This is a genomic window from Marinomonas sp. 63XJN7_7_ISO-PGPR-S23-202 (assembly GCF_056173505.1).
In genome coordinates this window covers 2,342,444-2,364,458 of the sequence record NZ_CM149677.1, presented here as the reverse complement: position 1 = coordinate 2,364,458, position 22,015 = coordinate 2,342,444, and the positions used below count along the sequence as shown (strand labels likewise).

General features: G+C 45.0%; 20 protein-coding genes and 1 other RNA gene. 11 read left to right on the top strand and 10 right to left on the bottom strand.

Translation table 11 applies throughout. The annotated features are described in order from the left end of the window. Positions 1 to 220 precede the first annotated feature (220 nt). Positions 221 to 317: signal recognition particle sRNA small type (gene ffs, locus AC0VYG_RS10910), an RNA gene on the bottom strand. 329 nt (positions 318 to 646) lie between these two features. Here ffs and AC0VYG_RS10905 point away from each other — a divergent pair. From AC0VYG_RS10905 to AC0VYG_RS10890, 4 genes are all read left to right on the top strand, one after another. Then, entirely contained in the window at positions 647 to 1,522 is an 876-nt protein-coding gene (locus AC0VYG_RS10905) for a hypothetical protein (RefSeq protein WP_475432294.1), read from the top strand. Next, positions 1,519 to 1,929 carry a phosphoribosyl-AMP cyclohydrolase gene (hisI, locus tag AC0VYG_RS10900; RefSeq protein WP_475432293.1) on the top strand — a complete coding sequence of 137 codons (411 nt, stop codon included), beginning with the start codon at positions 1,519 to 1,521 and terminating at the stop codon, positions 1,927 to 1,929. Before AC0VYG_RS10905 ends, hisI begins: the two co-directional genes overlap by 4 nt. 367 nt (positions 1,930 to 2,296) lie before the next feature. Then, entirely contained in the window at positions 2,297 to 3,970 is a 1,674-nt protein-coding gene (locus tag AC0VYG_RS10895) for a methyl-accepting chemotaxis protein (RefSeq protein ID WP_475432292.1), read from the top strand. An 87-nt stretch (positions 3,971 to 4,057) separates the two neighbouring features. Next, complete coding sequence (locus AC0VYG_RS10890) at positions 4,058 to 4,846, top strand: class II glutamine amidotransferase (protein ID WP_475432291.1); 789 nt, start codon at positions 4,058 to 4,060, stop codon at positions 4,844 to 4,846. Positions 4,847 to 4,976: 130 nt separating this feature from the next. Here AC0VYG_RS10890 and AC0VYG_RS10885 read toward each other — a convergent pair whose 3' ends face one another. The 9 genes from AC0VYG_RS10885 to AC0VYG_RS10845 form a co-directional block, all read right to left on the bottom strand. Continuing rightward, on the bottom strand, positions 4,977 to 5,243 hold the full coding sequence (locus tag AC0VYG_RS10885; RefSeq protein WP_199476865.1) for an amphi-Trp domain-containing protein: 267 nt from the start codon (positions 5,241 to 5,243) through the stop codon (positions 4,977 to 4,979). 3 nt (positions 5,244 to 5,246) lie between these two features. Continuing rightward, positions 5,247 to 6,614, bottom strand: a complete 1,368-nt coding sequence (locus AC0VYG_RS10880) for a metallophosphoesterase (RefSeq protein WP_475432290.1) — start codon at positions 6,612 to 6,614, stop codon at positions 5,247 to 5,249. Positions 6,615 to 6,641: 27 nt separating this feature from the next. Next, on the bottom strand, positions 6,642 to 7,325 hold the full coding sequence (locus tag AC0VYG_RS10875) for a histidine phosphatase family protein (RefSeq protein WP_475432289.1): 684 nt from the start codon (positions 7,323 to 7,325) through the stop codon (positions 6,642 to 6,644). Beyond that, on the bottom strand, positions 7,322 to 8,428 hold the full coding sequence (locus AC0VYG_RS10870) for an HprK-related kinase B (RefSeq protein WP_475432288.1): 1,107 nt from the start codon (positions 8,426 to 8,428) through the stop codon (positions 7,322 to 7,324). The genes AC0VYG_RS10875 and AC0VYG_RS10870 overlap by 4 nt, the downstream gene beginning before the upstream one ends. Continuing rightward, positions 8,425 to 9,354 carry a GAK system ATP-grasp enzyme gene (locus AC0VYG_RS10865; RefSeq protein WP_475432287.1) on the bottom strand — a complete coding sequence of 310 codons (930 nt, stop codon included), beginning with the start codon at positions 9,352 to 9,354 and terminating at the stop codon, positions 8,425 to 8,427. The genes AC0VYG_RS10870 and AC0VYG_RS10865 overlap by 4 nt, the downstream gene beginning before the upstream one ends. After that, positions 9,344 to 11,011, bottom strand: coding sequence for a phosphotransferase (locus tag AC0VYG_RS10860; protein WP_475432286.1), 1,668 nt, complete (start codon positions 11,009 to 11,011; stop codon positions 9,344 to 9,346). The genes AC0VYG_RS10865 and AC0VYG_RS10860 overlap by 11 nt, the downstream gene beginning before the upstream one ends. Positions 11,012 to 11,196: 185 nt before the next feature. Next, positions 11,197 to 12,147, bottom strand: coding sequence for an isopenicillin N synthase family dioxygenase (locus AC0VYG_RS10855; protein ID WP_475432285.1), 951 nt, complete (start codon positions 12,145 to 12,147; stop codon positions 11,197 to 11,199). 53 nt (positions 12,148 to 12,200) lie between these two features. Beyond that, positions 12,201 to 14,501 (bottom strand): ATP-dependent helicase, encoded by a 2,301-nt coding sequence (locus AC0VYG_RS10850; protein ID WP_475432284.1) that lies wholly within the window; start codon positions 14,499 to 14,501, stop codon positions 12,201 to 12,203. Between the two features lie 72 nt (positions 14,502 to 14,573). After that, positions 14,574 to 15,746: a M14 family zinc carboxypeptidase gene (locus tag AC0VYG_RS10845; protein ID WP_475432283.1), complete on the bottom strand. Its 1,173-nt coding sequence runs from the start codon at positions 15,744 to 15,746 to the stop codon at positions 14,574 to 14,576. A gap of 192 nt (positions 15,747 to 15,938) precedes the next feature. On the opposite strand from AC0VYG_RS10845, the gene AC0VYG_RS10840 reads away from it, so the two are divergent. The 7 genes from AC0VYG_RS10840 to AC0VYG_RS10810 all read left to right on the top strand — a co-directional run bounded on the left by AC0VYG_RS10840 (position 15,939) and on the right by AC0VYG_RS10810 (position 21,942). Further along, positions 15,939 to 17,156 (top strand): ABC transporter substrate-binding protein, encoded by a 1,218-nt coding sequence (locus tag AC0VYG_RS10840; protein WP_475432282.1) that lies wholly within the window; start codon positions 15,939 to 15,941, stop codon positions 17,154 to 17,156. A 45-nt stretch (positions 17,157 to 17,201) separates the two neighbouring features. Beyond that, entirely contained in the window at positions 17,202 to 18,941 is a 1,740-nt protein-coding gene (locus AC0VYG_RS10835) for an ABC transporter permease (protein WP_475432281.1), read from the top strand. A gap of 183 nt (positions 18,942 to 19,124) precedes the next feature. Next, positions 19,125 to 19,781 (top strand): ATP-binding cassette domain-containing protein, encoded by a 657-nt coding sequence (locus AC0VYG_RS10830; RefSeq protein WP_475432280.1) that lies wholly within the window; start codon positions 19,125 to 19,127, stop codon positions 19,779 to 19,781. A gap of 93 nt (positions 19,782 to 19,874) precedes the next feature. Beyond that, positions 19,875 to 20,369: an N-acetyltransferase family protein gene (locus tag AC0VYG_RS10825; RefSeq protein WP_475432279.1), complete on the top strand. Its 495-nt coding sequence runs from the start codon at positions 19,875 to 19,877 to the stop codon at positions 20,367 to 20,369. A gap of 106 nt (positions 20,370 to 20,475) precedes the next feature. Continuing rightward, positions 20,476 to 20,829: a hypothetical protein gene (locus tag AC0VYG_RS10820; RefSeq protein WP_199476854.1), complete on the top strand. Its 354-nt coding sequence runs from the start codon at positions 20,476 to 20,478 to the stop codon at positions 20,827 to 20,829. Between the two features lie 138 nt (positions 20,830 to 20,967). Further along, positions 20,968 to 21,687 (top strand): SIMPL domain-containing protein, encoded by a 720-nt coding sequence (locus tag AC0VYG_RS10815; RefSeq protein ID WP_475432278.1) that lies wholly within the window; start codon positions 20,968 to 20,970, stop codon positions 21,685 to 21,687. 51 nt (positions 21,688 to 21,738) lie between these two features. Next, positions 21,739 to 21,942, top strand: a complete 204-nt coding sequence (locus tag AC0VYG_RS10810) for a hypothetical protein (RefSeq protein WP_475432277.1) — start codon at positions 21,739 to 21,741, stop codon at positions 21,940 to 21,942. Positions 21,943 to 22,015 lie beyond the last annotated feature (73 nt).

Below are 22,015 nucleotides of genomic sequence, written 5' to 3'. Positions count from 1 at the left end.
ATATGGCCTTTAATTTAGGATTACCACGTTTTTTAAAATTTAAAAAATGCTTAATGTTATTGAGGCGGGTAATTTTCAAAAAGCAGCCGACGAAATGCTAAACTCAAGGTGGGCAAATCAAGTACACAATCGAGCCAACGAGCTTGCTACCATAATGCGAGAAGGGAAAATATCAGATTTATAGATATTTAGCAGTGAAATGGTGGGGATTAGGTGGCATCTCCACCAGCCGCACCTCGGCACACAAGTCCACCGCTGTGGCTGCTTCCTTCCGGACCTGACCAGATTAACGGTTTATTGTTGCGAGGGGACCAGCAGAGACACCATAAAGGAGGCTTGTTGACCTTGGGGCGAGATTATACGCATCTAATCTGAGATATCAACACGCTTTTTTAACTTTTTCAAACGCTTAGGCTTTCCTTTCATCAAATAGATGTTTTGGTCCACTCGCCCTTCTCTGCCCTCTACGTCCCTTACTAACTTCACCCTCGACTCCCTGCTAACGAAGAAAAGGCGCTTAATGGGTAAAATGCACTTTCTATCCATGCTCTTAGAAGGCTTGTCTATAGTCGCAAACTCACTGTTTACGGTATTCTTTGCGTATTTGCTGTAATATATGCGCCATTATGAATAAAGGAGTGGCTACTTGAAGCTATTTGTTAACAACCTGACTCAGGTCGATCTATCCTATTTTGATGCCCAACGTGGCCTTTTAGGTGAAAGCTGGCAAACAGACGTCGTGCTAACAGGTAAATTAAACGACGAGAGCATGATTTGCGATTTCAGCATCGTTAAAAAGCAAATTAAAAAATGGTTGGACGAGCATATCGATCATATGCTGGCGATTCCACTGAGTCATCCCAATGCACACCTGACGGATATGACTCAAGACCGAGTGTCCTTTCAATTTGATCACGACGATGGAAGCCGTTTTCGCTGCGATGCCCCCGCACAAGCCATTTGCGCCCTCCCCATGGAGAGTATCACGCCGCAAACCGCCGCCAGTTGGGTAGAATCACAGATTCTGGATTTGTTACCTGCTGAATTAGAAGCGGTCAGTATTCGCTTTACAGCTGAGAATATCGAGGGCGCGCAATACCAATATAGCCACGGGTTGAAAAAACACGCAGGCAATTGTCAACGCATCGCTCATGGCCACCGTTCTACCATTAAGATCTATAGCGATGGTCAGCAAGATAGAGAGTTGGAAAACCAATGGGCAAAGCGTTGGCATGATATCTATCTCGGCACTGAAGACGATCTACTGGGTATCATTGAAGAGCATGGTCACCACTATCACCATTTCGGTTATGTCAGTCAGCAAGGCTTTTTCGAGCTGACCATTAACAGTCAGCAAGTTTATATGCTGACTTGTGACACCACCGTTGAATCCTTGTCTGCCCATATCGCAGAGACACTAGCGGAAGAAAATCCCGGTAAACACATCGAGGTGCATGCCTTTGAAGGGATTGGCAAAGGGGCGATTTCTGAAAAAATATTCCTTAAGGACGTCAACGCATGAGCTTAAAAGACTACGAACACCTAAAAAAAGGTGAGACCTTCTCCCTAGACACTCTCTTTGCGAATTTAAAGACGGACAAAGACGGCCTCGTCGCGGCCATTGCACAGCAACACGATACAGGTGAAGTTCTCATGCTCGCCTATATGAATGAAAAGTCCATTCGTGAAACCCTAGCAACGGGTCAAGTGTGCTATTGGTCACGCTCTCGTCAAACCTACTGGCGCAAAGGTGAAAGCTCTGGTCATCGCCAATCTTTAGTGTCTATGTCCTTTGATTGTGACGGCGATGCCATTTTATTGCAGGTTGATCAAACGGGACCAGCTTGCCATACCAATAGGCGGGATTGCTTCTTCTTTAAAGTAGACGGCGATCATATCGTTGTTGACTCGGCACCAATTGACAAATAAGACAAGCCAGAAAACTCAAGCTTGCTCCTAATAACTTCTTGTTCTTAGGGCAAGTTTGGCGCCCTTCTTTCGCCTATTTGCTATGCTTATCGTGTTATTCTGCTTCTCCATTTTTGACTTCATCACTCTATTTTTATCCCTTCGATTAAGACAAAATCGTCTTTAAGCCATTTTTTAATAGACAATATTATTTGTAAAGTATTAGACTGATTGTGTCTTAAAGGTGTAAATTTATGTAAGTATGTGAATTTTACACGGAAGTAAGAATGATGCCTCATGACAATAACATAACAATAACAAGCCCCCTCTCTTAATGAATATATAAATGACCTTCCCTTAACTAACCAAGATTCCGAAAGGTGTTATTGTGAAAAATATTTCAGTTCGCACCAAGATATTATCAATTATTGCGCTCTTTACCCTCGTCATCATTGGAACCAATCTCAACTCTGCCATTTCTAGCCGTCAGGTATCGTCTGATTTGCAAACCTTATCAAGTCAAAGCTTAGATCTGCTCCGTAATCTCGAAAAAAGTAGGCAGTTATTGCTTCAGCAATCCGTGGAGTTTGAACGCGGGTACTTTCAAGTCTTAATAGCGAAATCCATGGGTAACTATGGTAAGGATAGAATCCAAAAGTCTGAGAGCAAATTTAAAAGTTATACAAACCAACTTTTTGATAGCATCCAGAAAGTAAAAGACACCTTGGCAAACATGCCAAAAAATCAGCGAAAGACGGATCTAGTAACGCAAATCAACGATTTAGAACAGCTCCAAAGCAATTTTTTAAAGGCCTCCCTAGAAACCTATTCATGGTGGGTCAAACTCAATACGATGAAAGCAAACAAACCTAGAAAAGTGGCCGCCGCAACCTTGCAAAAGATCAATGCCACGATGGAAGTCATCCTCCCTGCTATTGATCAATACGATGAAAGCCTCGCTACTGACAAAAAGAAAGAGCTTAATCAAAACATTTATACTGGCTCAGGCATTGCCGGAGCATTGATTATCGTAGGTATTATTATTAGCTGGTTTATTATCAATGGCATCTGTATACCGCTAAAGCAGGCCGTCAAACGGGCGGAAGAAATTGCCTCAGGCGAATTAATCAACACCAGCAATACGCAAAGCAAGCCTCGAAAAGACGAAATAGGGGCACTTGAAAATGCCATGAATAAGTTGGTAGAGCAATTGAACGTCATCCTCCACGAGGTCGCCGAATCCAGTCACAAGCTGACTAGCGCGGCCCATCACCTTAACAACATTACCGACGACTCCTCCAAAATGGTAGAACAGCAGCATCGCGAAACCTCTCAAATTTCGAATGCAGTGCAAGAAATTCAATCTACCGCTACCCATGTGTCTGAATCCACATTTGATGCCCGTAAAGCCGCACAAGTTGCCGAAGAAGCCGCTACGAGTGGTACTAAAATTGTCAATGACACCATAGGTAGTATCACTCAATTGGCACAAGAGCTTGAAAGCTCAGTCAACAGTATTAACGAGCTACACGAAAACACCCATGAAATCAGCAATATTCTAAATGTGATTCTGGACATTGCGGAACGAACGAATTTACTGGCCCTCAATGCGGCCATTGAAGCGGCAAGAGCGGGTGAGCAAGGTCGAGGGTTTGCAGTGGTGGCCGATGAGGTACGCCAGCTTTCCCATAATACCCATGGTGCCACGCAACAAATTGAGCAAATGATCAATCGACTACAAAGCGGCGCTGCCAGTGCCGTTGAATCCATGAACATCAGCCACGGACGCTCGCTTCAAGCTGTCGAACATGTCAAAAACGAAGAAACCTCCCTAGCGAATATTCATCAGTCAGTATCCAAGATACGCGACATGAACGATCGCATTTCCGCCACAGCGGAAGAGCAAGCGCAGGTCACCAAAGAAGTGAGTCAAAACGTGATGAATATTACCGACATCGCCACAAAAACAACCGATTCGATTCACTCCATCAGTGAATCGGCAGAACAATTAGCCGACCTAGCCAGTCAACTTTCCACAAAAATTCGCTATTTTAATGTATAAAATCCTATACAATAATCTAATCACTATATAAGGAAGGTATTTCACCTTCCTATTTTATTTTGGAGATAAGCATAAATGTGTCGCTGGATGGCATATCAAGGTGACCCTGTCTACCTTGAGTCCCTACTATTTGAACCGGACCACTCTCTTATTCATCAAAGCTTAAGTGCTCGAAAATCCGAAGTCACTGTCAACGCAGACGGCTTTGGTCTTGGCTGGTATGACGAACGAGAAGAGCCGGGTCTCTACCATGAGATTTTACCTGCCTGGAGTGATTGCAATCTAAAAAGTCTTGCACGTCATATCAAAAGTGGGTTGTTTTTTGCCCATGTCCGCGCATCAACAGGTACCGCTACCAACCGTTCAAACTGCCACCCTTTTGGCTATAAAAACTGGCTGTTTATGCATAATGGCCAAATTGGTGACTACGAAGCGTTGCGTTGGCATTTGGACCGCTTAATACCCGAGTATTTGTACAATGAGCGCAGAGGCGCAACCGATTCAGAAGTCATTTTTCTTTTGATGGTTGCCAATGGCTTGGAGACGGATCCAGAAAACGCGATATCTAAGACCCTTGAGCAAATTCTCGTGTTGATGGACAGTAAAAACATTACCGAACCGTTTCGCTTTACTGCCGTATTGTCTAACGGAAAAGAGCTGCTTGCCGTGCGTTTTTCCAGCGATGAACATGCCCCCAGCTTATATTGCAAAGCTTTTGAGAAGCACATTGTGATCGGCTCTGAACCTTTGGAACTATCCGGGGAAGGCTGGACCTTGATCCCACAAGGACACATGGCCAGAATCGCAGGCCAACAGTACACAACACAGCCACTGCCCAATTTTCTGACCGAGTTGACCCCTAGATCTCAACAATAAAATAACCCAAGCGTCGTCATGCGAAGCGGGAAACGATACGGAGGCCTTTCTAGCAGGGCCTGATGCCGCTTATATAATGGGTCAAGCCATCAATATTGATGGCGGACTCATTATGTCTTAACCCCGTCACTTAGCCCTCTATTTTAGGGGGCTTTTTGCTTAAGGTTTTCGGCTTTTTTTCCCAGCGCAGTTTGATGTCCACTTGTTGGCGATCATCCCCATCTGATGCACTGACTTTTAAGTACAGTAGCCCTTGAGGGCCAAGGGATAAGGTGCCTTTATCGTCCGAGAATTCTAATTTACCTTTTCCCAACCCTTTGGAGATGGCTTTTAGTACATCCTGAATATCCTCAGGATCAAGCAAAGCTTCGTGTTTAAATTCGGTTTTTGACTTCATGGTTTATCCATAAATGGCACTTAATTCAGTGGGTTTGAGAACTTTCGCGGTAGGGTAATCACAACTTATGCCTATTAATCCCTGCTTTTTATTGATCAAGGTCGCGCCTATCCCGAAGCCTAAGAGCCCTTCTCGCTGGCGAGAGTGTTCATCAAGGGTGATATCGGCTTCAATATGAATCAGGCCTTTTTTGATGGCAATTCGTTGGCCTTCCTGGCGATTGACATGCCCTTGTACCACAAAGTGAATCCCCGCTTTGTGAATGGCATTCACGCCTCGGTCGGTCAAAGGCAAATCCGCATCGCGATATTTGGTTCTGAACGTATTAGCAATGGAGCTATAGTAAAAACCAAAAAGATCCATATGTTTTAAATTGCGATGAAACGCTTTATTGGCATAGGACGTACCATTTTTTAGCAGCAACTCGCCCATGGCATCATCTAAACCAGCGTGTAGAAACAAGAAGGAACCACGTTTTTCCACCAAGCGCATTTTACGGAAAAACCAGTTAAACTCGCCTTTTTTATGCAAAAAAAGCTTTTGGCACTGTAGTGCAGCAGCATAAACATGTCTTAACGATAACCCCACCGTATGACAGTGTTGTTCAAAGCTGTTGGCCTTGTTGTGCATCTTATGCACTTCTCGCTCAACCCCTTCCGCCGTTAAAATCCCTGCGGCATGGTAAGGAAACTCTTTAAACCACTTATCATCGGGAAACAGGATTTTACGACAGGTATCCTCATCAGGAATCTTCTTATCCCACTTAGTGCCTTCTAAATACTCTTCGAACACTTCTTTGAATAAGGGAATGACCTTTTTCCCCATACGAACAAAAAAATGTTGATTACCAATATTATGCTTTGAGCTTTTGAGCGCCAATAACCCCATCAACAAGCGCAAATCATGGTTCCCCGCTAACAAGGTAACTCGAGCACCCAGTTTGTATAAATGCTTCACACTGCGCAAAAGAGACAAATTGCTTGGCCCTTTATCAAGACAATCGCCACCGATAATGATCTCCGTTTTGCGTCCTGCTTTTGTGAGTTTTAAATGCCATAGACCTGCTTTTTTTTGCTGCGCCACCCCAGAGGCGATCAAAGAGGCTTCAAAGGCTGTCGCATCCGCATGGGGATCAGAAATAAACACCACAGGACGCTTTGGCCATTTCAATTTACGCTTGCGAAATCTATCTGGCATTTTGCTGGGTTTCCGAGCAACCGAATTACAAGAACCTTTGTCTTGCGGCCAAGGAGACCATTCTGTGGGCAATCTGGAAATGATGTCACGGTGTTCATGACGCTCTGAGATGACGGGCAGTAAAGACTTTTTATGTGTTTTTTTCGTGGCGGTGTTCTCTTCTACAGTTTGCATGTTAGTTAGGTTCTCGGTTCGGGGCTATCAATCAGGTACATCTTGAATCTGGCGCTGTTTCCACTCTCCATAAAGTCGGTTTGGCGCTTGATTATCGGCCAATTCCATAACAATCGGATGGCCGTAATGCATGCTAAATCGCTTAATATCGCAAAAATTTATGACATTAAGATGACAAGCGCCATGGCGAAACGAGGCGCCATGACCAATAAACAACTTAATGCCAGCTTCAGCCTTTTCATGCCAAGAGCGAATATGATCCGCCACCCGCTTGCCTGCTTGGTTTAATGACTCAGCACCGTCAAAGGGTAAACAATACTCACTATTAGACTTCCAGTTTTCCGGAGGCAAGTCAAACCTTGGATCCAGTGCCAAGATCTGCTCAATTTCTTTGATCGTCAAGTTAGCAACGGCGCCAACGCTACGCTCGCACAAGCTAAACGTACTGTTGATACGAGGTTCGTCTAGAAAAAATGGCAGCAGTTCTTCTATATAAAGCCCTCCCGTCTGGAAGGCTCTTAACAAGGTTGAAGTGTCGACCACAGGGTTCAGTCTTTGATTCGTCTCGGTTAACCATTGAGCAAAAGCCCGCGCCTGACGACGCACCTCCTCTTCTCCTGCCACTGTCAGTGGAAAGGGCTGCAATGCACTGGGTACGTTGGTCAGTTGCTGATAGGCACCGTGGCGAATCAACGCGAATCTTGCTGTCATAACGAATCCATGGTGTCCATCAGAGCAAAGGCTTTATCAAAATCTATTGCCCCCGTTAAACGAAACACTTGTACACCACTCAGCGTATCACAGTATGTCTTCACGGAATCACAGGCATATAAATCCGCAAATGCCCCTGACTCATCCTGATAAAATGGCCCAGGACGTTTACGCAATCCTTCAATGCTATCCGGCGATCTGTTTAAATCCACACGCTCTAACTGCGTTGGCTGGGTTGACTCTAAAGACCAATCCAACATCACCAAATTGCTTAACTTGCCAGTTAGCTCGACACGGTTCGGACCGTATTTATCTTCAATCTGAACATCATATTTTTCTTCCAACTGCCACAAATCTTGTTTCGTCATGGTCAGCAACTCTTCTTGTCTCTTTACCGCTAAAATAGACTTAAGACGCTCAGAGTGCAGTAACGTACCAGGATTCACCCGAGGTAACTTGGCGACCCCTACCGCCTCAACCCCTTCATCAGATTGACGCATCAAAATACGATCATTGGTCACAAATTGCCGACTGGCTTTTTCTAAGCAGCGTAACATCAGGGTAGATTTGCCGCCCCCAGAACCTGCTGCAATGGCCGTGATGTTACCATCCACACTAAAACCCGCTGCATGTCCCAATACAAAGCCATTACGAAGATGAAGGTTTAAAAATTGATTATTAATAAAGTTGATCACCTGTGCCAAATTCGCCAAACAAGGACCAATCACCACCGGGTTTTCAAGTCGCTGCAGCATGAGCATGCCCGTTTTAAACTTTTTAATCCAACGCCCTGCAAACGCACCTTGCTCAGATAGGTAATTTAGATAACCTTCTTTGCGGCCGCGTTTTCCAACCTCTCTTGGCACATCCTGCCACTCGACTGACTCCACTACTTCCTCATGGTCGACCACATACACATCAATAGCGTGGGAGCCCGATTTTCCGTCACGATAACTTTTATAATACTCGTTGAGTTCCGTTAAAACAGCACGGTTGTTACCATGAACTCTTACCGTCAACACACCAAAAATCAGGGTAAGCTGATGCTGACAATCATCCATCATTGTCTTTAATGTAAAATTATCCAGAGGTCCTTGTGTCATACTTTGTTACCCTTTTGACTGTCTATAGAGCTTAGCACATAGTTGGCATAAGCCTCAGCCGCATCTAAATGGCACCCATCTAATGCCCCTTTAAAGCCACCAAAAGCAGAGACCTCAAATACCACTGGACCATCGCCTGTCAATGCAATATCAACGGTGGTAAAACTCAAATCAAAACAGGCTTGAGAACGGTGACCTAATTCAATCAACTCGGCGTCCGGTTCGAACGGTTCATAACGCCCCCCACTGTTGATGGTGGTATTCCAAGCATCGGCACTCCCCACACGGGCATAAGTACAAAAATACTCGCCGCCGATAAACACCATGCCTAGATCACGGCCGTGAAGATTAAGTGCCTGTTGAATATAGAGTAAGGGCTGTTTCTGCTGGTACTCTGCTAGTTGAGCACGCACGGTTTCGTCACTGTCTTCTTCTCGAAGATACACCATGCCACGTGCTTTCGTCGAATATAAAGGTTTCAAAATGGCAGAACCAAATTCACGCACCATCTCAAAGGCCGCTTCAACGGACTCGGTAATGCGTGTCTTTGGCATTGGAATGCCCCCTTGTTGCAATGCCAGCGTACCGCTTAATCGATTAATTAACTTACCCATACTCTGGGTTGGGCTGAACACAGGCACACCTAGTGCTTCAAGATGAGACAAAATATGAATTCTGTCTTCCGTTGTTGGGGAATAAACTTGGCTGATTTTTTTGATAATCACGCCATCCAGTTCCGTCAAATCCAGTCCTTTGCAAAAAACTTTATTCGTATCCAAGTGCAAGGCAATGTCTCTTACGTCCATAACGGCTCGAAAGCCGGTTTTTGCCTCAAGACGATCTGCTAATACTTCAGTAGACCATTTCCCAGGGATACCAATCACGCCAACCTTTAAGTTGTTCAGTTGCTCTGACTTATTCAACATACAATTCCTTAATGGGAAGTTTGAAATTCAGTTCTTGTTCTGTTGTGATTTGCGCCAAATGTTCAAGTAAATAGCGAGCGCGTAAATGCATGCGCGAGGCGAGTTTTTTATCAAAAATAAAACGTGTCGATGTAGCAAATGAACGAGCTAAGCCCGCCGCTAACCTCAACTCAAAATAGTCATCGTTTTGGCGCTTGGCAAAGCGACGGCCAAAATGGTAAATCTGCATGGCACTTTGCATCATGAGTTCTCGGGTAGAGCCACTCAGCACCTGTAAACGATAAATAGACACCATTAACACAGACAAATCTTGCACATAATCAAAATAAGCCGATCGATGAAGATCAATAAAATAAATACGCTTTTCAACAGAATCGTAGATCACATTATCAACATTGAAATCCCCATGAATCAGCACCGAAAAGTTCACTCGCCAATGGGCTTCTTTCTCTCCTACTTTACGCATTAACTCCGCAAAGCTGGGGCGAACTTGCCCACAAATGCGATGCTCTGGCGTGAAAAAATCTGGATGAACCCGAATACTGTCATCAATCCGCTTAGCCAATTGCTGCATAAAGCGAGCTTGGCAATGTTCTGGTGTATACGTCACCTTCCAGATACGATTGAGGGTTTTAAACAGTACAGAAAGCGCGCAATTAACCGTCTCTTTGCGCGCTTCAAAGGCTTTGTCACTGTCATTGTAGGGATCAATGAGTAAAGCTTCTAACGTTTTACCAGGTAAGTGTTCGATTAACAGTGAGGAAGAACGACCATTAGAAGTCGTGTGAGCCAGTACATCAGGGGCAAGTTGAGGATCCACATCGCGCCAGTGCTTCATGCCTTCGACTTCTTCGGCGAGCTTGTTGTGGTCGCCCTCTTTGTAAACCGCCAAAACATCGTTACCCGACTCATCTTTATGGGAAATCGCGGCAATGGCACTGCCTGATCGGGTTAAAGCAAGGCGGCGCACTTTTAAATCGCTCAGGCTGTAATTAAGAGAAGATGCGGAATCACGAAGATGGTCATAGTTCTGTAGACTGACTACTTGGCCTAAGTCTACTTTGATCAAGGACTCACCCACAATGGCTAACTTTTGAATGGCACACTTAAGGGCGTAATTACTCAAGATAGCGGATTTTAATTGTGTATCAGTCAAACGATCCTTCGCCGCTAACGTGACATCTTGAATGTCATCGTACATCACCAATAATCCCTGCGTACTTCGTCCTAGTTTGATACCAATACGACGCTGAGATTTGTCCAACCCCACTTTTACTAGATTAAGGGAGCGATCCATACGTCGCAGTAATTTACTACAAATAAGAGCCCCTGGGTGTTCATAATGATCCTCTAATGTGCCTTCCTGAACACAATCCAGATAATGCTGAGCCACCCCCTCAAGGGCAGCAGCAAGTGAACGAACGGCCTCAACTCGAACCGCATAAGCCGTTCCAGGCTTACGCCGTTTGATCATTTCAGAACATTTTATTTCGACTTTTTCACGTAGGGTTTGCATGTAACCACGACGGGCATATATGCGGGGTAATACATCCGGAGACTGGGTTTTAAAAAACTGATCGACGAGGAAATAATGTTTTTCGACTTCATTTAACAGAAAATAGAGATTCTCTTGGATGACCAAGGGATGCGATGGCATAGTGTCCTACCGTTACAATTTGAAGTTAAGTATAGCACTAAACTCAATAATACAAAGTTACCTTTATATGACAACTTCCTGTTCTTAATAGAGTTATTGATTGGATCGCCCTCTTACCCTTAGCCATTCATGCTTTTACGCGGTACAGTCTACAACAGAAATATGACAAAACGACGCTCTCAAGATTAGGATTTTTCTCGATAAGCATAGGTGGCATCAAATCTCGATTGTATCCAATCACCGCTTAAAATCGGCGCATATTTAGCAGGCTTATCGGCCGAAAAACAGCTAGGCGCACACGCCACATTGGTTTCGTAATCCGGTTCCACAAAGAAAGGAAACGAGTAGCGATCCACACCAGACAAAGGCGATACCACACGATGAGAGGTGGAAACATACTCATCATTCGTCCAGCGCTGCATCAGATCCCCAATGTTCACGACCAAGGCATTTTCAACTGGTGTCGCATCCATCCATTCGCCACGACGATTTTTCACCTGCAATCCACCAATCATGTCTTGTAATAACAAGGTGATACAACCGTAATCCGTATGGGCACCGGCGCCGTTATGATGATCCTCTGCGGGACGGGGTGGGTAATGAATCATGCGTAAAACCGTTACATGATCGGTAAAACACCGAGTAAAAAAATCGGCTTCAAGTTTCAGTGCTTGCGCCATGGCCGTCAGTACCTTTTGAGCCACCTCAAAAGCCGCCACATAATACTCTTGCAAAACCTCAACCACCAGCGGATCGCTCGGATTCTGATTTGGTCCATACATGGTTGGGTATTTGCTCACTAGCGGATGATCTTTTGCTAAGTCCAACGCCATATCGAAAGTCTCTTTCCAATCCGCATGGGACACTTCGTCTAACTGTTCTTCGCCAATGCCGCCATAGCCCCGATGATTGGGACTATTTTTGATATCAATCGCTCGTTTTACCTCGTCAGGCTGTGCAAAAAAACGTTGAGCCGCGCCCATTAATTTTTTCATTAGGGCAGGAGAAAGGCTGGAGTTAACCAAATAAAAAAAGCCAATTTCACGACAGGCGGAGTCCAACGCCTGTATTTCGGCCTGACTCACAGTTTGGTTTGAACTCGTTAATTTTTCAAAATCAATCAATGGGATAGACATGGTTTCTCCAACAATCTAATAACGACAATATATATGTTTGTGATACGAAAGATCTATGAGCGAGAGGACAACTTCACCAGCTGAGTTTGTCGAGGGTTGAATCGTTTCAAACCTTGCTCACCAAAATCCACAAAAATCATTCGCTTACCTTCTTGCTCCTGGCGCACCACGACGCCCTGACCAAATCGATCATGCCGCACCTTATCCCCGGCTTTTAAGCTTTGGGTCTGGTCACTTAGCTGGTGGCGAAAAATCAATCTCGGTGACGAATCAACACGACTCAAATAACGCTGAAACACCGTGCCTTTTGCTGTATCAATGGGCTCATCATTGCTATCTTCGTGCCAACGCTGACAAATATGACTGACGGCGTAAGGCTGAGCTTCAAATACAAAACGTGACAGTGCCATGTTTTTCAACGCAACCTGAGGGATATCTCCCCGCTTCATCCGTTTATTTTCATCTGCCGTAGGCGTTTCTAAAATCACCAATTGCTGCTTAGCCCGAGTAATCGCCACATAAAATAAGCGGCGTTCAGACTGCATTTGGCTGGCGGCCTGTTGGTCAATACGGCTTAAGTCCTCATCGTAATAGGGAAAGCGCCCTTCTTGCAGGCCAGACAATAACACTAAGTCGAACTCCAACCCCTTGGATTTATGAATGGTCATCAGGTGAACACCGTTCGTATCATCGGTGTGTCGTTCATTCAACGCTGCCAACTGAGTTAAAATATCTTGCGCATGCCCACCAACACCGCGCACATAGGCGATAAAAGCATCGCAAGTGGCAATCTTCTCTTGGGTTTGAATATCTTTATTACTGGTGCTTTCAAAGTATCGATAGATCCCCAACTTCTCTAACGTATAGGCTAACCCTTGTGCGGGGTCAGAGCGATACATTGTCAAACTACGCAACCAATCAGCTCGTTCGTAGAGCTTTTTGGCACGCCAGCCATCGGCCTGATCCGCCATGGTATCGATCATTTGAGGCAACAAGTGTGGCGATTGTTTTGCCTGCTGAATCAAGGTTTTTCGTTGTGCCATAGAACCGCCTAAGCTGGGTACACTCAGTAGGAATTCCACATCATCGCGACGAAAGAACAACTCGGGATTATCTAAGCCACCCGCAATCACCCCTAAATACGCCACCAGCATTCGAATCTGGCGGTTTTCCATTAAAGGGGAATCACCATGTAACTGGTAAGGAACGGCTTTGTGCATCAAAGCCAACTGGATAGGCACCATGTCACTGTACAAACGCACCAAAACAGCACTTTCACTCAAGGCTCGCCCTTCTTCGACCCAAGTTTTGAGTTCCCTCAATAGCGCTTTGCCTGTTTTTGGTGCGCGAGCGAACGACACCCGCGTACGATCCCCTTCGCCGATGACCAAGGCATCTGGATCGTTTTCACTGATCACGCTCGATGCCATCAATCCCACAGAATGTCCAAAACGAAAGCTGGTACTGAGTGGGTAAGTTTGCACAGACTGAAAGTCCCTATCAAACTGGGTCGCCATAATATCAGGGCTTGCACCACGCCATTCGTAGATACACTGCTGAACGTCTCCGACAATCATCCATTGACATGACGCGGGATAAAGCATTTTTAGCAACTCGTACTGACAAGGATTAATATCTTGAAACTCATCAATCAACAAATAGCGAAAAGCGGGCACAAAACCTTGTATTTGGTGGCGTTCTTCTTCACTCAACGCAAATAACAATTCATAGGGGTCAGACAATAAATCGGAGAAAAAACGTATATTATGACGTTTACGCAGGCTTTCTAATTCATTATAGAGCGCCGGAAAAAACTGACGTTCTTTCGACCAACCGAGACGATTAAATACCTCTTGGGCGGGCTTAGCAGAGGCTTTCACTTGGTCAATAAACAGCAACACATCTTCAAGCCAGTCCTTTTCATCTTGAAGCGTCACCTTCTCGCCTTTGCGAACTAAGAGACTCATGGCCTCTCGTAACATTTTTACCAAACTAAAATCATCGGTGACTAACTTTGCATTGGGTAACCAACCTTGCTGCTCCATCCGACGACACAGTTTTAAACCAAACCCATGAAACGTCATCACGCTGGGTGAACGCATAAAGCCATTTGAAGACAGGTGTTGACTTAAGCGTTCGGAAAATTCTTCTTGGGCACTTTTGTTAAACATGAACACGCCAATCTGTGAGGCATCCACCCCTTGCATCAACAAATACTCAATGCGCGAAATCAGTGTCGTGGTTTTACCCGCCCCCGCCACGGCAATGACCTTGGCTGGCGTGGTTAAATCGTGTTGCACAACACACTGTTGTTCTTGGGTGAGCTGTCGTGTCTGGCTGGCTTGTTCTGTCACTCAATACTCTCAATACTAAAATACAATCGTTGTCTTCTCTTTGGCCGTTTAAGCCAATCCGCTGCTTCGATATCAGTCCTCAAACAAACGACCAATTTCACGATAAGCAAGATGCTCTCGCCCCGCAATTTTCGCCACAGATTCCCCACACATGACTAATCGGCGCTGGTAACGGGCAAACAATACGCCATTCGTACGTGCCACTAATGGGTAGCGCGAAGCAGTTACATCATCTTCCATTAAATTAACCACTTCACCAATCACCTCTCCAGCTTCCACCTCGTCGCCAATTTGTTTGTTATAGCAAACAATACCCGCACAAGGCGCTTTCACCAGATCCATAGCATCTAATGGATAGTAAACAACCGCTGAATCGTCTCTCTTTGAGCTATCACCTTGAGTAACCTCACCTTGAGTGACCTCTTCGTGAACGACACCACGCAGCACCAGATACTCAAGCAGCGCTTTGGCATCGTGTTCGGCCACCTCATCGGAAATATCATTCTCCCCCCGTAGTTCAATGGTCATCGAACGGCACCCCCACGGGATAAGATGGGCATAGTGCCCTTTCAGCTCACGCCAAACACTTACATTGGTCTCGTCAAATGAGGCCGCGCCCGTTTCTAACTCTGACAAACCGACTTTTGCCCCAAGTAATCCTAACAACGGCTTAAAATAGTCTTCAAATTCTTGTGGCAAATAACCATGAAGCATCGCTTCACCGGAACAATGCAAATCCAATACTTCATCGGCGTCCATAGAGAGCGCCAAAAGTGTCTTCTTCATGCCTTGCAGCTCAGTCATATCCGGCAATTGCTTCAACTCTTCTCGAATGGCTTCACGCACCAGCACTTTATTTTCTTCAACATCCCCTGTAATAGAGGATTGAATACGCTTGGCGACCTGTTGACCGATTTGCGGCCAGTTACGATTAAAGTTGCCGCCCCCATCGGAAAAAGCAAACCGACCGGGGACATAACCATGGAAGTTTTGCGCTAAACCAATTGGATTCGCCACGGGGACAATCACAATTTCCCCTTGAATCAACCCCGCTTCATCGGCTTTTTTTAAATACTTAAGTAACGTATTCAGCAGCAAAAAGCCAGGCCATTCGTCCGCATGCAATCCAGCTTGTAGATAGACTTTTGGTCGAGCACCCTGAACACCAAAATGATGGGCTTTAATAATACGCTGGGTGCCCAGCGAAGCACTGGGTAATACGTGAGAGAAAATCTGATATGACATAAAACCTCATCGTTTAAACATGTCGACCATGGAAAATCGTCATTATTTTACGCTAAATGATTGAACTTATGGATATAAATTGCATCCAACCACTAAACTTACTACTTTATATTTACCTTAATCATCGCTATAAACCAGATACATTAGCTGAGCTTGATTAATCAGCCCCTATAACGCAGGAGCCTTTCTACCATGACGTTTATGAAGACTATAAAGATGGCCAGCTTTTTGTCTGCCAGCCTAATGGCCTTATCACTTTCAAGCAACCTGATGGCACAAAGCTGGTCAGACACCTTAAAAGAAGCCAAAGGTGAAACGGTCTATTTCAATGCTTGGGGAGGCGCAGATAATATTAACGATTATATTCAATGGGCAGCGAGACAAGTCAAAAAGAAATATGACATCACCTTAAAACAGGTCAAACTGAGTGATACTGCAGATGCCGTCAATCGTATTTTGGCCGAAAAAGCAGCGGGCAAAAACACACACGGCTCTGTGGATCTAATCTGGATCAATGGCGAAAACTTTCGAGCAATGAAAGACCATCACCTATTATACGGTCCTTTTAGTCACAATTTGCCCAATTATAAAAAATACGTCGATCCAAACGCACGGGAAAGTTTAACAAACGATTTCGGCACTCCCGTCGATGGGATGGAATCCCCTTGGGGCATGGCGCAAGTCGTTTTTATGTATGACACCGCCACCCTAAAAAAACCACCTAAGTCTATGAAAGCTTTGCTCGCTTACGCCCAAGCCCATCCAGGCCGAGTAACTTATCCTGCACCACCACAATTCTTAGGGGTTACCTTTTTAAAACAAGCCCTATACGAATTAACAAATGATCGTGCTGCACTGCTTAAACCCGTCAATCAAGCGACCTTTCAAAAGGTGACGGCACCTCTTTGGGCGTACCTTGATAAACTCAATAAGGTTGCTTGGCGCGATGGAAAGACCTTCCCAAAAGATTCTCAGGCGATGATGCGTTTATTAAACGATCAAGAAATCGATATTGCGTTTAGTTTCGATGTCTCCGCCGCATCCGTACAAATCGCCAAGGGGAATTTGCCAGACAGCGTTCGCTCTTACGTATTTACCAATGGCACCATTGGCAACACACACTTCTTAGCCATTCCTTACAACAGTAGCGCCAAAGCCGCTGCACAGGTGGTGGCCAACTTTATGCTTTCGCCAGAAGCGCAAATAGAGAAACAAAAACCAACTGTATGGGGGGATTTAAGTGTCTTGTCTTATGCCAAACTCCCGCCAGCCGATCAAGCGAAATTTGATGCCATACCAAAAGGCATCGCCACTCTCAGCATCAAGCAACTAGGCAAAACACTCCCAGAACCTAATAGCACCTGGGTAAATGCCTTAGAAAAAGAATGGCGCAAACGTTATGCCCAATAAGAGGCAAGCCATTGATAGAAGTGAAAACATGAGCAAACCTTTTCCATGCCGTTGAAACACCCAAAGCAGGTTGCAAGTTTGCTGGTTTTTCTACTAGCCATGCCCATTGTCGTGGGGCTAGTCGGCACCGTGTTACCTGCTTTTCAGTATTTTCCGCCCTTAGGTAGCCATCAATTTTCACTCGCCCCTTGGCTCACCCTCTTTCATTCTGAAGAGTTCTACTCAAGCCTTAAACTCACCCTAATTTCTGGCATTGGCGCTCCATTATTAGCGGTTTGGCTGGCCTTATCCTTGCTTGCTTGGGGGTATGAAAAGCCGCTTTTCCGTCGCATTGAAGCCATGCTTGCGCCCATTTTGGCCATCCCCCATGCCGCCATCGCCATTGGCTTGTTGTTTTTACTTAGCCCATCGGGTTGGTTACTTCGCCTCTTTAGCCCTTGGTTAACAGGCTTTGAGCGCCCGCCTAATTGGATCACCACCCAAGACCCCTATGCTCTTTCGCTGATCTTCGCTCTCGTTATCAAAGAGATGCCTTATTTACTGTTTGTCATGTTGGCCAGTTTGCAAACCATACAAGCCAGACAGAGTTTACAAGTGTGTCGGACGCTCGGTTATAGCCGGTTAACCACATGGCGAAAGATCCTGATTCCGCAGCTCTACCCCATTGTGAGACTGCCTATCTTTATCGTCATTGCCTTTAGTCTCACGGTGGTCGATTTGGCTATGATTATCGGACCCAATACTCCCTCCACGCTGTCCGTCACACTGCTACGTTGGTTTAATGCTCCTGACCTTTCTATGCGCTATATCGCCAGTGCGGGTGCGGTGGTATTAATGGTCGTCATTGCCATCGTCTTGGCGGCTTGGGAGTTTGGTCACCGTGTATTACAACAAATGACGACGCCAGAACGCAGTAACGGCAAACGCCAAGGGGCAACAGATTATCTCGTTCAGCTCGGGGCAATGCTCGGCGTCTTATCATTAATCACGGCCTTTTTAGCCCTTTTGGTATTGCCAATGTGGTCGCTAACACGCCGTTGGCGCTTTCCTGATGCCCTGCCCAGTCAATGGACATGGGACAACATCCACAGTGCCATCCCTTTATTAATTCAATTATCCAGCAATACATTACTCATTGCCTTAGCTGCGACGGGTATCGCCTGTTTAATGAGCTTGCTCATGCTGGAAAGCAAACGCGCGTCTTACACTAAAGAGACGCCGCCAAAACACCATCCCTTTGATTGGCTGATCTACGTACCGATTCTGTTACCTCAAGTTGGCTTTCTGTTTGGGGTCTCCGTCCTCATGCTACAAACCAATATCAATGGCTCCTTTTTGGCCATTATCGCCATGCATTTGTTGTATGTATTGCCTTATGTCTATTTGACGTTAAAAGGCCCCTATTTGGCTTACCAAGAAGAGTATCTGTATCAGGCAAACCGCTTACGCTACCAACCTTGGCGCAACTATCTGTTCATTAAACTTGCTATGCTAAAACCCGCCCTCTTTACCGCCTTTGCCATTGGCTTTTCCGTTAGTGTCGCGCAATATTTACCTACCCTGATCGCAGGCGAAGGTCGCCATAGCACACTGACGACGGAAGCCGTGGCAAGAGCCGCTTCAGGCGACCGAAAACAAGTTGGTAGTATGGCCTTATTACAAGCCTTCTTCCCTGTTTTTGTTTTTTGGCTGTCACAACAGCTTCCGCACCATTGGACACAATGGCGGTTGGCGTTAAAAACGTCATTGAGTATGAGGAAAAAATCCTCTATCGATAAAAAGTAACTGTATATAGAGACCTTTGAGCGATGTCACGAGCGACGCCAAGACGCGGCAAAAACAGACGAGAAAGCGGAGTTTATACCTATAAATGAGCATTTTGAGTCTGTTTTTAACAAACTATTGGCAAGCGCAGTAGTCGTGCAAACGTTTCATACAGATAAAATAAGCCAGCAGAAGGACGATAATGTGCTCAGTGTAAACGCGTTTTCCTTGTCATTAGACGGTAAACGACTGATTGACAATTTAAGCTTCAAGATTGAAAGCGGACAAGTTCTCTCCATTATGGGGCCAAGCGGCATTGGCAAATCCAGCTTACTCAACTTTTTGAGCGGCTCACTCACGCCTCATCTTAGCGCCTCAGGTGAGATCTACCTCAAGGATCAAGCCTTGCACTTATTACCCACTCAAGAGCGCCAAGTCGGCTTGCTACAGCAAATGCCTTTGCTCTTTCCACATATGAGCATCATAGAAAATTTACTTTTCGCCATTCCCTCTCGAGTCAAAAAAAGTGAGCGTCAAGTACTTGCTATCAAGGCCCTTGCTCGACTCGATATCGAAAACAAGGCCAATGCCCTACCCAAAGAACTCTCCGGCGGCCAACAAGCTCGTGTCGCCCTGCTGCGCACTCTACTGGCTGAACCAAAATACCTGCTCCTAGACGAACCCTTTAGCAAACTTGATCCTGCTCTTCGACGCGACGTAAGAGCCTTTGTGTTGGACGAAATACGCCAAGCCAACATACCCGCACTGCTTGTCACCCATGATCCTGAGGACGCGAAAGCCATGGAAGGAGAATGTTTGGAATTGAAGAACGTAACAAGTGTTAGCGCGGTGGAATCATAAAAATATTAGACTAATGCAATGTGAAGCTGATATACATTTATGGAAACTGAATGTCAAAAGAGCCATAAAGCAAAGTGAACGGAAGAAGCCCATATGATAAGACGAGCTGAAAAAAGCGATTGCTTAAACTTAGCAGCACTTTCACTACAAGTCTGGCTGAATACTTACGCCACCGAAGGGATTCGAAAAAAGATATCCGAATATGCTTTATCAACATTTACTGAAAGTCATTTTCTTAAGCTACTTGATCAGGCATCGTGCAATATTCTTGTGTATGAAGAGGAAGATCACCTTGTGGGTTTTGTCCTTGTTGATGTTGAGTCTAGGTTCAATGAAAGCTCAATCGCAGGGTATGAAGTGGTAACGCTATATGTCTCCACACGTTTTCAAGGACAAGGCATAGGTAAAAAGCTGCTAAAGGAAATAGAGTCTTTGTATGGCTCGCCTTTTTGGCTATCGACTTGGATAAACAATCACGGAGCCATCGCATTTTATAAAAAACTGGGATTTCAAATCATTGGAGAACTCAATTTTAATCTTGATGGTGAACTCCATAGTAATCATGTACTATCCTATACAGGAAAATAAACAAGGTTAGAAGGGACGACGCTTTGAGTAAAAAACGTTATTCCCCATCAAGTGCCTGATCGTTATTCTTATAATCTGAAAATGAATCTTCAAGGAGCAAAATCTAATGTCTAATTTGCAAGATGAAAAAGCCATCGCGGAAGGCTTCTTAAAAGAAATGCTGAAAGCAGACGAGACGGGTGACTATGAGCTGTTCATAAAACATTATGAAGAAAAAGATCTGGTCGATTTTTCTCGAGCGCGTTTTGAAGATGATATAAAACACATGAACGCGAGAAATGGTAAGAACCTAAGTTACGAGTATTTTGGTTCGTTACAAGGCTACCGTGATGACGATCACGACGGATGCTACCGTTTTGTATGGAAAGGCATTTACGAAAAACGCGAAGGACTTATTGTCATTGGCATTCACCGGAAAAATGATACTTGGTTTGTGAACACATCAACTCTTACGTGTTAAACATAATTTGAATAGCTGCCTTTGGTACAAATACACGACGACACCAAGTAGAACCTCATATTGACTTTTCTGCCGCGACATAACAATGTACTTAGATGGATCTAGATTCAATACCATCACATTCACAGGGAGAACGTTGTGTCGACATTGAATAGAACCAGCTCACTCATTCTGGGAGTCTGTATTATTATTGGCCTGTCTTCTCTGGGCTATCTGCTTGGTCATGCCGCCATCCAATACAAGGAATTAGAGCGAACGGTGACCGTAAAAGGACTATCCGAACGAGAATACAAAGCCGACATTGTTATTTGGCCCATTCAGTTTAATATCGCCGGCAACGACCTTGAAAAAGTGTACGACGAGATTGATAACAACACCGCAAAAATCAAAGCCTTTCTGGAGAAATCAGGCATTGGAGCGAACGAAATCTCTTTCTCTTCTCCCTCAATCATTGATAAATCTGCCCAACAATACGGCAATAACAGCCAAGCTAAATTCAGATATACCGCCACCCAAACCGTCACTGTCTATTCCAAAAATATAGACCTTGTGCGCCGTGTTATGGAGAATATGTCAGACTTAGGAAAACAAGGCATCGTCTTTACTGGCAACAATTATCAGGCGCAAACAGAATACCTTTTCACTCGCCTAAACGAAGTAAAACCCAAAATGATTGAAGAGGCGACCCAAAACGCGCGTAAAGTCGCCGAGAAATTTGCTTCCGACTCAAAAAGCACATTGGGTAAAATTAAAACCGCTTCGCAAGGTCAATTTAGCATTAGCGAAAGAGACAAGAACAACCCTCAAATCAAAAAAGTTAGAGTGGTTTCAACCGTCACTTACTATCTATCAGACTAGTGTTATCCCATATAACGAGAAAGCTCACTCTCTGGAATTGAGGTCAGTAAAGTGACAATTAATCGCAATATTAAACAGCCAAATTACGCTATTCATGATGACATGTATGTTCAGGCGAAAAACCCAGGTTGGGCGGGCTGGAGTGACAACGAGCGACTGGCTAATTCAGAACAGGTAATAATCGATGGCAACTGCTTGCACTGCATTATTGGTGACGATAGACGAACCTTTCTAAAAAAGTACATGACTATTTAGCAGACCTGCGCGAGGGCTCTTTAGCAGACCCGCATGAAGGCGCTTTACAAGAAGCGAGCGTCTTTTTTGTCAG

Bases quoted from the DNA above. Each gene is read 5' to 3' on its own strand.
- AC0VYG_RS10825 (WP_475432279.1), top strand. From the start codon at position 19,875: ATGATAAGACGAGCTGAAAAAAGCGATTGCTTAAACTTAGCAGCACTT.
- AC0VYG_RS10835 (WP_475432281.1), top strand. From the start codon at position 17,202: ATGCCGTTGAAACACCCAAAGCAGGTTGCAAGTTTGCTGGTTTTTCTA.
- AC0VYG_RS10890 (WP_475432291.1), top strand. From the start codon at position 4,058: ATGGCATATCAAGGTGACCCTGTCTACCTTGAGTCCCTACTATTTGAA.
- AC0VYG_RS10845 (WP_475432283.1), bottom strand. From the start codon at position 15,746: ATGTCATATCAGATTTTCTCTCACGTATTACCCAGTGCTTCGCTGGGC.
- AC0VYG_RS10885 (WP_199476865.1), bottom strand. From the start codon at position 5,243: ATGAAGTCAAAAACCGAATTTAAACACGAAGCTTTGCTTGATCCTGAG.
- hisI (WP_475432293.1), top strand. From the start codon at position 1,519: ATGAGCTTAAAAGACTACGAACACCTAAAAAAAGGTGAGACCTTCTCC.
- AC0VYG_RS10865 (WP_475432287.1), bottom strand. From the start codon at position 9,354: ATGTTGAATAAGTCAGAGCAACTGAACAACTTAAAGGTTGGCGTGATT.
- AC0VYG_RS10880 (WP_475432290.1), bottom strand. From the start codon at position 6,614: ATGCAAACTGTAGAAGAGAACACCGCCACGAAAAAAACACATAAAAAG.
- AC0VYG_RS10840 (WP_475432282.1), top strand. From the start codon at position 15,939: ATGACGTTTATGAAGACTATAAAGATGGCCAGCTTTTTGTCTGCCAGC.
- AC0VYG_RS10875 (WP_475432289.1), bottom strand. From the start codon at position 7,325: ATGACAGCAAGATTCGCGTTGATTCGCCACGGTGCCTATCAGCAACTG.
- AC0VYG_RS10860 (WP_475432286.1), bottom strand. From the start codon at position 11,011: ATGCCATCGCATCCCTTGGTCATCCAAGAGAATCTCTATTTTCTGTTA.
- AC0VYG_RS10870 (WP_475432288.1), bottom strand. From the start codon at position 8,428: ATGACACAAGGACCTCTGGATAATTTTACATTAAAGACAATGATGGAT.
- AC0VYG_RS10855 (WP_475432285.1), bottom strand. From the start codon at position 12,147: ATGTCTATCCCATTGATTGATTTTGAAAAATTAACGAGTTCAAACCAA.
- AC0VYG_RS10820 (WP_199476854.1), top strand. From the start codon at position 20,476: ATGTCTAATTTGCAAGATGAAAAAGCCATCGCGGAAGGCTTCTTAAAA.